The organism is Bacteroides ovatus, assembly GCF_001314995.1.
Classification (GTDB): Bacteria; Bacteroidota; Bacteroidia; order Bacteroidales; family Bacteroidaceae; genus Bacteroides; species Bacteroides ovatus.
On the sequence record NZ_CP012938.1, the window covers coordinates 2,958,856 to 2,973,309 of the forward strand.

8 protein-coding genes are annotated in these 14,454 nt (G+C 41.2%); 1 reads left to right on the forward strand and 7 read right to left on the reverse strand.

Annotated elements, in window-relative coordinates; translation table 11 throughout:
* Positions 1 to 133: 133 nt before the first annotated feature.
* Complete coding sequence (locus Bovatus_RS11820; protein ID WP_004298987.1) at positions 134 to 481, reverse strand: hypothetical protein; 348 nt, start codon at positions 479 to 481, stop codon at positions 134 to 136.
* A gap of 1,388 nt (positions 482 to 1,869) precedes the next feature.
* Positions 1,870 to 3,228, reverse strand: a complete 1,359-nt coding sequence (locus tag Bovatus_RS11825) for a transposase (RefSeq protein WP_004297151.1) — start codon at positions 3,226 to 3,228, stop codon at positions 1,870 to 1,872.
* Positions 3,229 to 3,824: 596 nt separating this feature from the next.
* Between Bovatus_RS11825 and Bovatus_RS11830 the strand changes: the two genes are divergently transcribed.
* Complete coding sequence (locus tag Bovatus_RS11830; protein ID WP_004298983.1) at positions 3,825 to 5,033, forward strand: hexokinase family protein; 1,209 nt, start codon at positions 3,825 to 3,827, stop codon at positions 5,031 to 5,033.
* A gap of 236 nt (positions 5,034 to 5,269) precedes the next feature.
* Here the strand turns inward: Bovatus_RS11830 and Bovatus_RS11835 are convergent, their stop codons facing one another.
* The 5 genes from Bovatus_RS11835 to Bovatus_RS11855 all read right to left on the reverse strand — a co-directional run bounded on the left by Bovatus_RS11835 (position 5,270) and on the right by Bovatus_RS11855 (position 14,437).
* On the reverse strand, positions 5,270 to 7,264 hold the full coding sequence (locus Bovatus_RS11835; RefSeq protein ID WP_004298980.1) for a glycoside hydrolase family 97 protein: 1,995 nt from the start codon (positions 7,262 to 7,264) through the stop codon (positions 5,270 to 5,272).
* A 15-nt stretch (positions 7,265 to 7,279) separates the two neighbouring features.
* Positions 7,280 to 9,568: a beta-glucosidase BglX gene (gene bglX, locus Bovatus_RS11840; protein WP_004323730.1), complete on the reverse strand. Its 2,289-nt coding sequence runs from the start codon at positions 9,566 to 9,568 to the stop codon at positions 7,280 to 7,282.
* Between the two features lie 102 nt (positions 9,569 to 9,670).
* Positions 9,671 to 11,746, reverse strand: a complete 2,076-nt coding sequence (locus Bovatus_RS11845; protein ID WP_004298977.1) for a DUF5125 domain-containing protein — start codon at positions 11,744 to 11,746, stop codon at positions 9,671 to 9,673.
* 16 nt (positions 11,747 to 11,762) lie between these two features.
* Positions 11,763 to 12,755 (reverse strand): glycoside hydrolase family protein, encoded by a 993-nt coding sequence (locus Bovatus_RS11850; protein ID WP_004323727.1) that lies wholly within the window; start codon positions 12,753 to 12,755, stop codon positions 11,763 to 11,765.
* A gap of 35 nt (positions 12,756 to 12,790) precedes the next feature.
* A complete protein-coding gene (locus tag Bovatus_RS11855) occupies positions 12,791 to 14,437 on the reverse strand; it encodes a RagB/SusD family nutrient uptake outer membrane protein (protein ID WP_004323726.1) in 1,647 nt (548 codons plus the stop codon).
* Positions 14,438 to 14,454: the final 17 nt, after the last annotated feature.

Genomic DNA, 14,454 nt, shown 5'->3' on the forward strand with positions numbered 1-14,454 from the left:
AAAAAGCAAGAGGATTTATTGTCAACCGCTAGAATACTTGTTCTAAGTAGTCTAACGGTTGACTATTCCATATGGATATGCCGGATAAATACTGAGTGGATACCGATCAGATTCTATATACAAAATCAGAATATCATTCTTTTTTAGGATTCTCGATCCGCAGGCTGACAAGTTCAACCCACTTCTTTATGCCCAAATCAAAGCCGCCTTTTTCTAATAGATGAAGGGCGCCCGCATAATGAAGGGCAGTTTCCTCCCTACTACAGTTGATCTTACAAGACAACTCACCCAGATAATACTCCAGGCGAGCCATTTGGATATAGTCCAATAAAGTATAATCACCTTCAGTTGACAAATCAATCAATTCACTTATCAAAGCATAGGCCAGTTCACATTCTGTATAGGTTAAATCCGAGAGAGGTTTGTGCATGACAGGATGCTGAACCAGCTGGACAACAATGCGATTAAAGTCTCCGTACATAGGTTGCGTTATTTACCGCATCAGTTCCCGATGGTGCGAGGGTTTATAAAAAAGAAAGAGCGTGGAAACTATCTATTCATGCCATATATAGGTATCCGCTAAGACCCCTTTCGTGAACATGAATGATAGCCCCACGCCCAACTGAGTATATAACAAGGTTATACAGACAAAAGTGCGCGAGACTTGTCACTCATTCCATTCACGAAAGTTAAAATTTAGCGGATTTTATATATGAATGTAACAAATAACCGTTCTCAATAAAAATATTAAAAAGTTACCTTCATCGCTCGAAAGTAAACTACGACAAAAGTAGCAATTTATATTTAGCAAACAAACAATTTTGACAAAGAAATAGGTATGAGACATAAAATTATTATAGCTATATATTGGCAACTTTCAAATCCACACTAATTTGTCCTTACGACTTAAAGCAATGTATTGATGAATTAAACTCAGGCGGACGTTTGCCCTGATTGTATCAAAATAAAAACGCTCAGGGCAGGTTCCTGCAAACGATTTTCAATTTTCATTTCTCATATTCTCATAGTAAATACAATAACTATATATAAATCAAATGCATAACACTATGAGAAATACTATTCAAAACGGCATTTCTCATAGTATTACCAGCGTTTTACCCATAAAACAACGTATTTCTCATAGCTTTTCATCACTTTCAAAAACATTTCTCATAGATTTTCCAAGCGATTCCAAATACTTTTTTACTTGTTTTGCAGAGTATTCAAGTTATTCTTCGACAAAACCGTAATAGTTAGCATGGACTGCAACGAAACACGCAGTAAAAAAAGAGTCTACTACAAGGCAAAGGAAGCATCAGACTATTATGAAGTCAAGCCAAGCTAGAGATGTAATCAGGTAATACTTAAATAATAGATTATAAAATGGACATGCGGAGTATAAAGAGTAGACATTAGCATATTTATGTATAAGCAGCCATATCGTTCCACTAGAGTGGAAAGGTCTGTGCACTAGAGTAGACAGTACCGTTCACTAGAGTGCAATGATCTGCCCACTCCAGTGAAACGATACAAATACTTATAGCAAAACACAACAATGATTAGGATAAAATATAAAGGGATAAGGAGAACTTAATACAGGAAAGCAGTAAAGTAAGGCAAGGTAATTGCTTTATAAAAAGTTACTTAGGGATATTCAGTAAATGTTCCTCTTTCTAAAAAATCAAGAGAAAAGCTTTGCTTTACGTGAGCTTTTCTCTTGATTTTTTCGTTCAACTCTCCCAATCTTCTATCTTTTTTGTATAATATTGTTTACATATTCTTGTTTTTCCTTCCCCCCCTTGCATTATGTACATGTCTTTTTTAGGGGAAGTTAAAACCTCTCCTGTTTTTCCTGTTATTTTAGTCAGATTATGCTGCCTTTCTTTTTTTCTTTTCGACCTTTTCTATCATACATACCGCATTGGCTGTATGTATCCCAAAGAAAATCCAAAGTACTTCCGTTTTCCTGTTTCTAGCTTTTATCCTGGCCAATGAGTAATGTTGTTTCTGCGTTCCAAAATTTCCTTCCAGGCGGGTAGCTCTTTCACGGCTGAGTTCCGACCGTAAGATCTTACGAAGCGGCTCATCTTTGGCAGCTCTGCCCTTACGCTTAAAGGAAGTACTTATATGATATTTTGTACAAAATTTCCGGTTGGCATTATTGGCATAGATTGAATCCGCCGCAAGCGCCTTAACCCTAACCCCGGTCAGTTGTTGTTGCAGATGAATACAGTCTTTCAAACGTACTCCTTCGTTAAAAGCCTTAAAGGAGATATGTTCTATAAAGGAGATTCCGTCTATCTGTATATTGTTGACTTTGGCTCCGAATTCAACGGATTTGGTTTCCTTGCCTCTGATAATGGGGCGAAGGTAATGCCGGTCGATACTCACGATACGGTTGGACACTTTTTTGCCTGCAAATAAATTTTTCCCTTGCTCAAGGACTGTCTGTATGACCGAGAAACGTCTTTGGTAATCAGAGGATAGTGTAAGCCTGTTCCTGTAGGATGAATGAAGCTGCTCCAGCTGGTCAAGTAACTTTTCCAATAACTGAAGTAACCTTCGTGTAATCATACGAGTCTGTGATTTCTTGCGTTTACGCAGTTTGCTATAAGCAAGATAGGCACGGCGTACATCAAGATACTTGTTACGGGGACGTTGTATGTGCAAGGTCTGGCAATGTTTGCACAGATGACGATGAAGCCATACAATACCTTCCCATAAGAGTTTGGTATCAGTAGGAAAACGCAGATGACTTTCATAACAGGTGGCATCGGTCATACAGACATGAAGGTTCTCAAGATAAGGTTTCCAATGATCGGCAAGAATGAGCTGGAGGGACTCAATATCAAGGCGATCCGCTAGTTCCTGACGAATTGCACTGACGATTTTAGGATTGGTCAGTGGATGAAGCGGATCAATCTGAACACCACAAAATAACTGGTAATGAATATTACCGTTTAAATGCTCAATCAGTTGTGCATCGGAAAAGTTGGTATAGGACTTCAAGACCATCAAGGCTATTTTACCTTCGGGAGAAAAATAACTTTTACGACCCAAAGGAGAGGACTTCAAATGCATTTGTCGGGCCAGTTCCGAGAAAGGGAACAGAGAATGGAGTCGACCTAATTCACTCGTTGCAAAACTTTGACGATATTTTTTTAGCATATCGAACTCAGTAAAACCTAAACGAGGTTCGATTTCTGAGATTTTTTGTATCTTTACCATGTGTTTTTATTTTTAATTCCCCCCGTTTTGGCCGTCAAACCGTTTTTGGGGGGGAATGCTTAAAGATACAAAAAAGGCAACTAACTCGCAATGAATTAGTTGCCTTAAATTTTATTATTTTAGGAATATCCCTACTTATATAAAAAAGGAAGAATAACAATCAGTCCGGAAAAAGACTGGGAGGAACAGAATGACGACCACAAAAAACAAGAAATAGAGAAAATGTATAAAAGGAATATGAGAATAAGAAAAAAGTCTATGAGAAATACACTATTTTCAGCATAAAAAGCTGGTAATATTATGAGAAATGCCGTTTTGAAAAGTATTTCTCATAATATATCTATTTGATTATCTTTCGTTTATCGAAAAACAATGAGAATATGAGAAATGCAAGTGAAAAATAGGCGACAGGAGAAAGTGTGCGTAAGTAAACTGAATTCAGCATTTTTTTAAGAAAGAGCAAAAAGGAAAAGAGCAAAAAGAAAGAGATAAATCCAGGAATCCGATTGGATCCATATACCGTATACCTAACGAGCAAAATTCCTCTTCAGTTGTTATTCATACATAAACATATTCTATACAATAAAAATAATATCATGGAGAAAAATATTTTTCAGTTAAATAATGAGCAGCTCAAAGAAATTGCTCGCTCATTTAAAGCGAAAGTAGAAGAAGGTTTGAACACTGAAAATGCAGAGATACAATGCATTCCCACTTTCATCACTCCGAAAGCAAGTGGTATCAATGGCAAATCATTAGTACTCGACTTGGGAGGAACGAATTACCGGGTAGCAATCGTTGACTTCAGCAAAATGCCTCCCACCATTCATCCTAACAATGGTTGGAAAAAGGACATGTCGATTATGAAAACTCCCGGTTATACCCGAGAGGAGTTGTTCAAAGAAATGGCAGATATGATAACCGGAATAAAACGGGAAAAAGAGATGCCAATTGGATATTGTTTTTCTTATCCGACAGAGTCCGTCCCAGGTGGAGATGCCAAACTGCTACGTTGGACCAAAGGAGTTGATATAAAAGAGATGATCGGAGAAGTTGTTGGAAAACCTTTGCTCGACTATCTGAATGAAAGAAATAAAATCAAGTTTACGAACATAAAAGTGCTCAATGACACTGTTGCCAGTTTATTTGCCGGACTTACCGACAGTAGTTACGATGCGTATATAGGTCTGATTGTAGGAACAGGCACCAATATGGCAACTTTTATTCCGGCTGACAAAATTAAAAAATTAAATCCGTCACATAAAGTAGATGGATTGATTCCCGTCAATCTGGAATCCGGCAATTTTCATCCGCCGTTCCTCACTGCAGTAGATAATACAATGGATGGAATCTCCGGGAATCCGGGAAAACAACGTTTCGAAAAAGCTGTATCCGGTATGTACCTGGGAGATATTCTAAAAGCAACTTTCCCATTGGAGGAGTTCGAAGAAAAGTTTGATGCACAAAAGCTCACCTCTATTATGAACTATCCCGATATTTATAAGGAGGTGTATGTAGAAGTAGCACAGTGGATATATAGTAGATCAGCACAGTTAGTTGCAGCTTCACTGACAGGGCTTATCATGTTGTTGAAGTCATACAACAAGAATATACGAAAAATTTGCCTGGTTGCAGAAGGCAGCCTTTTTTGGAGCAAGAACAGAAAAGACAAGAACTATAACATGATTGTCATGGAAAAATTACGGGAGCTTTTCAGTTTGTTTGGTTTGGAAGATGTAGAGGTTGATATCAAAAGCATGAATAATGCCAATTTGATAGGGACAGGTATTGCGGCTTTATCCTGACACCTCCCTGCCTATCATCGTCATTACAGGGTGATCCTCCCAATCGACTTGCTTATAAGAATCTGACAGGAATGTGCCAGAACTCTCTTTTTAATGTAATAGCCCTCGCTACAGATAGTTGTAACGAGGGTTATTCTTCGTTTATAAAGATTTGCACGCACCCTTATCTAACCTATTGCAAATATATCAAATCTATTTCAAGATTTAATAGACAATGTAGTGTGTAAAGTGGTTGTTTACTTAATCTTCAAAGCAAACCCACCTCCGGGTGCCAAATGAATCTTCAACTTACTGTCATTTTTTATCCGGATGGATTCACATTTATAATCACGCCCGATCCGGTGAGCATTTGCTCCGTCTTTAAACAATGTAGCATCATACGTCTTACCACCCAGGAAAGAGCAATCCACTTCGATGTCACGTGCCGTCCAATCGGTGATTCCACCTACATACCAGACATTTCCACTCCGGCGTGCTGTTACGATATACTCTCCCATCTTACCATCAAGCACGATACTTTCATCCCACACTGTCGGAACATCAGCAATAAATCCTGTTGATTCCGGTTCGCGCATATAGTTGCTCGGCGTATCACACAACATATTAAAAGGAGATTCGAATACAACGTACAGAGCAAGTTGACGACAACGGGTTCCCTGACTCATCGGTTCCGAATTGCAAGGGTAATAGTTACCTTTCGAAGCATTGCGCATCGCCCCTTGCGTGTAATCCATCGGGCCGGATACTTGACGTGTGAAAGGAAGCATCACGTCATACTTCACCTGATCGACTGAAGCCGGACTCCATTTCATCTGTTCCAGACCATTGACGCCTTCAAAATTCAACACATTCGGATAGGTACGATTCATACCGGCCGGCTTGTGCGTTCCGTGCAGGTCGAGAATCAGTTTGTATTTAGCACACATTTCGGCAGCCCGATAATTGAAGGCAGTCATAAGCTGATCGTCACGATCCATAAAATCGACCTTGAAACCTTTTACACCCATGTCGGCATAATGACGGCAAACGTTCTCCATATCACGGTCAAAAGCATAATAACCGGCCCAAAGAATGATGCCCACATTTTTGGAAGCTGCATAATCTACCAATTCTTTCAGATTAATCTCTTTCACCACTTGCATCAAATCCGCTTGCAGGTTCACTGCCCAGCCTTCGTCAAGTATCACATATTCTATACCGTTTGCCGAAGCGAAATCAATGTAGGCTTTATAAGTAGGATTATTTACTCCGGTCACAAAATCAACCCCATCCAGATTCCAGTCGTTCCACCAATCCCATGCCACTTTGCCGGGTTTGATCCATGAAAGATCCGTCAGACGGGAAGGGGCAGCCAACAAATAGCTCAAGTTACTTGCTGCCAAATCCTTATCGGAAGTGGTAACAATGCTCATACGCCACGGGAAATCCCGGGGTTTATCTACTTTGGCAATGTAGGCTTCATGCTCTTTCACCAACATCTGAAGTTGATTGTGTCCGCCCTGCACCATCTTCTTGGGATAGGGAGCAAAACTACCTGTCAACCGATTTTCTCCTTCAGCAGCAGACAAATAAAGACCGGGGTAATTCTCCAAATTGGATTCTGTGATACAAACTTTAACACCTTTGCCGGCATCCACAACTAATGGCAAAAACATCAAACGTTTTTTATTCAGTTTCGACAATGGATCGGTCGTATAAGTATTCTCGAAAGAATTGAAATATTGGGAGTCATAATCACCGTCCTTTCCTGTTTTTACATATGGCACAGAAGCTATCATATCGGATGGAAAATGATAATCCACCGTTTCATCCACCACGTTGAAAGGTTTCTTCGAACGGCTGACAAAACGATAAGCAATGCCATCATCGTATGCACGAAACTCTACATTCCAGTCTTTTTTAAACCGGAGAGTCAACTCATTATAATGGTCTCTTAATTCACCGGCACGATAGAAAGGAGAAGGAATCACCTGATCTACTTTTTTTCCGGAAGTGCCGGACAACTTCGCTTTCTCTCCCCAGACTTCTCCGTTATCCAATGTCATCGAAATCGGAGAAGGAGCAAGAATCTGCCGTCCGCTACAGTAGATGTCATAAGTCAGCTTATCACCAACGGTAATGGTTGTTTGAAGTTTCCCATCCGGAGAGTTTAAGGTAAACTGCTTTTGTGCCTGTACCGTAAGCGTACATGCGACAACACATAAGAATAATAAAATCTTCAGTTTTTTCATGGTTTTAATTATTTATCATTTAGCAATAAAACATTTCGTCTTTACATCCCGGCTATTTGTACCTATCATTATTTCAAATTCTCCCGGTTCATAAATATAGTGCAGTTCTGAATTATAGAATTTCAGATCGTCTTCCGTGATGACAAACTTCACATCACAGCTTTCTCCACTCTTCAGGAAGATGCGTTCAAACCCCTTCAGTTCCTTCACCGGACGGGCAACCTCCGCATAAATATCACGAAGATACAGTTGAACCGTCTCGTAGCCGTCGTAGTTTCCTTTGTTGGTTACAGTGACAGATGCCGTCAGTTCACCATTCTTAGGCAGTGTTTCCGAACTGATTTGTAAATCTCCATAAACAAAATCCGTATAACTCAAACCGAAGCCGAACGGATAAAGAGGTTCATTACTCTCGTCCAGATAATTGCTGGCATAACGATTGAATACACGATTGTCGGGATCAGGACGACCTGTGTTCAGATGATTGTAGAATAGCGGCAGTTGTCCTACTGAACGCGGGAAAGTAGTTGTCAGTTTGCCGCTTGGAGTTACTTTACCGAATAATACATCAGCAACCGCATCTCCCGTTTCACTACCGCCAAACCAGACATTCAATATGGAATGAACATTTGCATCTTCCCAATTCAGTACCAGAGGACGACCTGTGAACAGAAGCAGTACGACAGGTTTACCCGTCTTTAGCAAAGCTTTCAACAAATTCTGTTGAGCATCGGGGATTTCAAGATTGGTACGTGAAGCCGATTCACCGCTCATTTCCGCACATTCACCCAAAGCGGCAACAATAACGTCTGCACGTGAAGCCACACGTAAAGCCTCATCCAACAGTTTCCGGTTATCTTCGTGTTCAAGCGGGCGAATACCCGCAGCCGCTTTTTCCATTTCCGCATCCTCATACACGTTACTGCCTTTTGCATATAGTATTTCAGCTTTGTCACCCGCTGCCGAACGGATTCCTTCCAACAATGTTCCGTGACGGGAAGCAGTGCACGCCATGCTCCACATACCGCACATGTTGTTACGGGCGTCTGCCATCGGACCGACTAAGGCAATCTTGCCTTTTAAGCCTAAGGGAAGCAGATGATTTTCATTTTTTAGCAGAACAAATGTTTCAGATGCGATTGCACGTGCAGCAGAACGATGTTCGGCCGTATAAAGTTGCTCCTTGACACGCAAGGTATCGCCATATTTATACGGATTAGAGAACAGTCCCAATTTATATTTGGCTTCCAGCACACGGCGACAGGCTGTATTAATCTGATCTTCCATTATTTTCCCTTCTTTCAGCGATTCCTCCAACGTATTCAGGAAACCACAAGAAACCATATCCATATCCGTTCCGGCCTTTAAGGCTCGCACGGAGGCTTCTTTCAAGGGAGCAATGCCATGAGAAGCCATTTCTGCTATTGAATTATAGTCTGTTACGAGTAATCCACCGAAGCTCCATTCATCCCGGAGCAGATCGGTCAGCAACCATTTGTTGGCTGTGGCGGGAATACCGTCAATGATATTAAAAGAACTCATGACGCTGCCTACACCAGCATCAACGGCAGCTTTGTAAGGAGCCAGGTATTCATTATACATACGCAGGCGGCTCATATCCACCGTATTGTAATCACGTCCTGATTCGGACGCTCCATAAAGTGCGAAGTGTTTCACACAGGCAAGGATTTCATCATTTCCTTGCAGGCTGTTTCCCTGATAACCACGCACATATGCTCTGGCCATCAAGGAGCCCAAGTAAGGATCTTCTCCACTCCCTTCCGCAATACGTCCCCAACGGGCATCCCGACAGATATCAACCATCGGACTGAATGTCCAGTTGATGCCATCCGCACTGGCTTCAATGGCAGAGATACGTGCCATGCGTTCGATGGCCAGCGTGTCCCAACTACAGGAAAGCGCCAATGGGATCGGGAAAATCGTTTCATAACCGTGAATGACGTCCGCACCCACAAGCAAAGGTATTTTCAACCGACTTTCCTCCACTGCAAGACGTTGCAGAGCGTTGATTCTCCGGACACCTTTCACATTGAAGAAGCCGCCGATCTCCTGCTTACGGATCATATCGCTCAACTCTCCATTCATTACCGTACCTGTTACCATGTCGCCGCCCGAAGGTAGATTCAGTTGACCGAGTTTCTCATGGAGAGTCATTTTCCCCATAAGCTCCGTCACAAAACGATCCATCTCTGCCGCCTCATCGCGGCTGACATCCGAACATGAGCACCCTAATAATATGCCAAGCAAGACATAACACAATCTGGCTTTTTTCACTGTAATCATTTCGCAATATATAAAAAAATAGTCAAAGATTATCATTTTAATAAAGAAAGGCCGGTACTTCTACATTTCCGACCTTTCTATTTCTGTATAAAAATTCCTACTCTATAGTTTTGTAACGGTACACGTATTTGTATTCATATCCCACTTCAGATGATATACTCCATATTGGCTATCTATGTTATTAATTGTAGCTCCAAAATTAACATCATTCCCTCCGTCAGCATCATATCCCCATGCACGTCCAAAGGAGCCATCTGTTGAAATAATATTTACTTCGGAAGATTTGATAGCATAATACCAGGCTCCAGTCACATGTTTTCCCTGATAGAAAGCCACACATCCCCAATTAGCGTGAAAATAGAAGGTTGTTTCAAAGATTCCGTCACCTGTTTTAGCACAACAAAGATATTGCCCGGGAGTAGCAAATCCCCATCCGGTATCATCCACACTCAGATAACTCCATATACTACCGTCTGTTTTGGGATGCCCGAAACCATTTCCGGTAAGCCACATCGCATCCGGATAGTTTGTCTTGTCTGTTCTTTCTACATAAATAAATTCTCTATCCGAGCGATAACTGATGCGATAAGTTCCACTGACAGCTCTAAACTTATATTGTCCGTCGACCCGTTCGAAGAACTCCGGCTGAAGCATATATCCCAAATAGGAGAATCCTTCAAACGTAACTGTTTGCCCCTGTGTCAAAGCGAGTTCCACTTCCAATAAATCAGAGGCTCCGTTTGGCTGCATCAGTTTACCATTCACTTTAAATTCAAGTGATTTAACGTCGCCTTCGTTCATCTTATTGACTGCTGCAATAACCTTTTTATTGATGTCGATACGAAGACGATACACTCCGGGAGTAAAATCCTTACCAGGAATAAGGTCACCAGTAAAATGTCCATTGCCTATGCTACTCAAATTTGAAACCTGATAATGCTTATCCAGCAGATTAGCCGGTAACGGATCGAGTATCTGGGTTCCAATGCCTGTACCCCAGTCCGCACGCTTCTTAAAGAATAACAGATGAAAATCATTATCCAGAAATAAGGTTGTTTCGAAAATACCATCCCCCACTTTCACACACTGATAGGAGTCACCTGTATTGAATTGCCAACCATGAGCTGTTACGCTTTCAGCAGCCGGATGGCCGTATCCGCTTCCACAAGTCCACAGAGCATCGGGAAATTCCGACTGGATATTTTCAACATAAATCAATCTATTACCCGGATCATAGTATAGATTATATTCTCCACTCATTCCCCGGAAAACGGCTTGGTCTTCAGTAGCATTTTCAAAGAAATCAGGTTGAATCATTGCGCTGATATCACCGAAATTCTCAAAACTCAGTACATTTCCTTTTTGTAAATTCAGCTTCACTCCCAGAAAAGAAGGGACTCCGGGCAGAATACCCATTTCCTGACCATTAACAATGAAGTTCATGTCAGAAGACTGCCCACTTTGCGGTTGCATGGAGAAGGTGCGAGTACCCATATCTATCGTCAAACGATAGATACCTGATTGGAATAACGGCCCCGCCACAAAATCACCGGAAGATAGTCCCTGAACCAATGTCGGCTTATCTAAAGTAAGGTCTTGAGCCCAAATCTCAATCTCTGGATGAGTGCCCCAGCCATGATGTCTGAAAAGTTTAAAACCAAAATTCTCTGCCAGATAGATTGATATTTCAAACACATTGTCTGACACACGGCAGCAAGTCATCCCATTATCGGGTGTATCCAGATTCCATGTAGCAGAAATGACTCTGCCAGCACCGGGATGTCCCAGATTAGCGCCTATCAGGTAGAGAGCGTCGGGATATTCTTTCTCCGGTTGTTCTACATAAAGCAATTCATTAGTCGCATCATAGATTAAATCATATTCCCCGGTTTCGCCTTTAAAACGTGCTTTCGTATCCGACATAAATTCCCAGAACTGGGGTTGTAAAGCAAACTCTAACGCGTCGAATCCTGTAAAATCGACTTCCGCCGCCTTTGTCAAATGAAGTTTTTTCCCTACATAATGAGTATAATATGTCTCGGTCATTTTTTCTCCGGCCACTGTGACCGGGTCTTGTGTTTTCCATTCAGGCCAGTTATCATATTTCTCCACACTGTCCGTACAGGATACAACGAAGACTGAAATAAGTAATAATATTACAATATAATAGTTCTTCATAATATATTTGTCCTTTTTATTTCTTGTAAGCCTTTAAAATAGCTTGATAAACCTTCTCATTCACTCGAACAATGCATCCGTGACGGGCATCGGGACCTTGAAAATAACATTCAGTCCAAGGACCGTCTATCGAAGAAGCTTTAAACATGTCATATTGCTTCGGATAGCGCTCTGCATAGAGAAAAAATCCTTCACCATCTACTGTAGGAACGAGTATAGGGGCCTCGTGCCACACACTTAATGAAGTAATCGGAGCTCCCGGATTGGTGTATGGTCCTGTCAATGTCTTCGACTTTGCCATACGAATCGTTTTAGCTACTTCCGGAGCATCTTCCGGCCAGCGTTCATCTTTGATGAGAGCACAATACTCATCACCCACTTTACGAATAATCACATCAATGGTTGCCATGTCTTCGTCACTACCCGTAAAATTGAACAAATGTTTCGGGTCGGTGAAAGTCTTGAAATCCGATGTCAAAATATAAAAGGTACGTTTCGTCTTCCATTCTGATGGCTCCCCGTCATTGCCTGTTTTACCGGCATGCCAGGTAATGATATATTGTCCACTAGTCTCGTCATAAAACATTTTTGGAGCTCCGTAATAGGTTTCTTCATTTTTATACCCCAAATCTGATATTTTATTAAATATAGACTTTTTCAATTTATCACTCTTCCAGATTACCAGATCAGAAGATGACCACAATATAGGTATCCCCGTGTTAGGCTGTACACCAATCATATAAAAGACACCGTCTTTCCCCTGGCAAATATCCGGATGGCCGCAATAGTCCGGCAACACGATTCGCTTTTTATTCAATGTTTCCCAATGAAACGCATCACGTGACACTGAATAAAATAAACGGGCATAATTTTCATCAGTCATATGAGCAAACAAGTATCCGCCATCAGTAGCTACCATCGGTTCTTTATTTTCTTGTATCGTATCGTCCGAACATCCCCATCCGGCAAATATCATTAGCATACATATTAGACAATTCATATATTTCATGTTATTTGTTATTTAATTGAATAAAAATCATTTTCTTAGATTCCACCAGCTGCATTTTTGTCTGTTTTCCAATCTGGTCTTTCATAGTTTTGGACGAGATTCTTGCCATTCTCCGCTGCTTGGTCTACGGCATAATTGGGTAGAGGCATATACTGCTTAGTAGGTACAGTACCTTTCATTCCGGCTGTCTCACGTGCATAACGATTGAAACGAATCAAATCAATCTTACGACATCCTTCATAAAATAGTTCGTGTCCACGCTCTTTCAGTATGGCAGTCAGAAATGCATCTGCAGATGATATATCGTCAGATGATAAATTACCTAGTCCGGCACGATTACGTACCTCATTCACTGCTGATATCGCACTTGCTGTGGGTGCTGCTTTCGATAGGCGAACTTCCGCCTCGGCATACATCAGCAACACATCCGCCCACCGAGCCAAAGGAATATCCGTTCCCTGAAAAGTGCCAGGCGTTTCCACTGGAAATTTATTGCAGATAAACCCATCCCATTTCACCCCAATATCATTTTTTGTCACCTTTATTCCATCTTTTGTCCAGTATTCTGTAAGGATGGCCTCTTTGCGTAAGTCGTCCTTTTCAAAAGTGTTATAGAACTTAGGAGCTACATTGTAAAAAGCATTCCAACCGCCATTTTGTGGATAGAAAGGAGTACGGTTTCCTGTCGGGTCCATTGCAGATGCTTCATTAGGAACCACCAGCCAAGAAAGAACATTCGCATTTCCGTTCTTGGGATTTCCATCAGCATTTGGATCACAACTCACTGCCATTATAATTTCGTTATTAAATTTATTGGCATTTTTAAACAGGTCTGTATATGGATTGCTTCCCGATTTAAACAAGGAATATTTTCCTTTCAAAGCCTCATACATATCCAACGCTTTTTGATAGTAACCATCCATATATCCTCCTTCATTCAGGCAATGACGCATCAGACAGAAACGAGCGTAATCACGAGTATACCGTCCCTTCTCCAACGTAGTTTCCGGAGCATTATTGGCAGCAAAATCCAAATCGTCTGTGATCCATTCGCACATTTCGGTCAATGTGGGGCGAACCGTATTTCCCAATGCTTCTTCATTAAACACATCCTCCGGATTGATTATCACCGGCACCGGACCATAAATATGCATTAAGTAGTAAAGCATCATCCCCCGGCACAGACGGGCTTCTCCCAACAGACTATTCTTTTTTTCTTTAGACAGTACGTCTTCAGAAGCTTTTTCCAACGTACCAATAATCTCTGTAAAACGAGTTACCTCTGCCGTTTTAGGAAAATGATTCAGGTTATTGGCATCGTCTACCCAACCTCTCCAATAATAATAACAATTTTCATAATTAGCCTGAGAAAGGCGGAGCCATTCATCACTACATTTCACTACGGCCGGTGCCATTATATCCGACGTAGAGTCGAACATACGAATATTGCCCCCGGTAGCGATATAGAAACCATGCTGTCCTGTGCCACTGTTGATCTGATAGGTAAATACCGATGTGAACGGAATATAACAAGTCATCATATAAGAAACATATTCATCTTCTGTGGACGGATATTTTCCCTGTATGAGATCGCCATAGATATGTGCATCGAAATTATTCTCACAACTTCCAAACAGAAGAAATAAGGAAGACAGTATTGGAAATAATATTTTCTTTTTCATCATATTTCTACATTTTA

Excerpts from the sequence above, each read along its gene's own strand:
- Bovatus_RS11820 (WP_004298987.1), bottom strand. The coding sequence starts at position 481 with ATGTACGGAGACTTTAATCGCATTGTTGTCCAGCTGGTTCAGCATCCT.
- Bovatus_RS11825 (WP_004297151.1), bottom strand. The coding sequence starts at position 3,228 with ATGGTAAAGATACAAAAAATCTCAGAAATCGAACCTCGTTTAGGTTTT.
- Bovatus_RS11830 (WP_004298983.1), top strand. The coding sequence starts at position 3,825 with ATGGAGAAAAATATTTTTCAGTTAAATAATGAGCAGCTCAAAGAAATT.
- Bovatus_RS11835 (WP_004298980.1), bottom strand. The coding sequence starts at position 7,264 with ATGAAAAAACTGAAGATTTTATTATTCTTATGTGTTGTCGCATGTACG.
- bglX (WP_004323730.1), bottom strand. The coding sequence starts at position 9,568 with ATGATTACAGTGAAAAAAGCCAGATTGTGTTATGTCTTGCTTGGCATA.
- Bovatus_RS11845 (WP_004298977.1), bottom strand. The coding sequence starts at position 11,746 with ATGAAGAACTATTATATTGTAATATTATTACTTATTTCAGTCTTCGTT.
- Bovatus_RS11850 (WP_004323727.1), bottom strand. The coding sequence starts at position 12,755 with ATGAAATATATGAATTGTCTAATATGTATGCTAATGATATTTGCCGGA.
- Bovatus_RS11855 (WP_004323726.1), bottom strand. The coding sequence starts at position 14,437 with ATGAAAAAGAAAATATTATTTCCAATACTGTCTTCCTTATTTCTTCTG.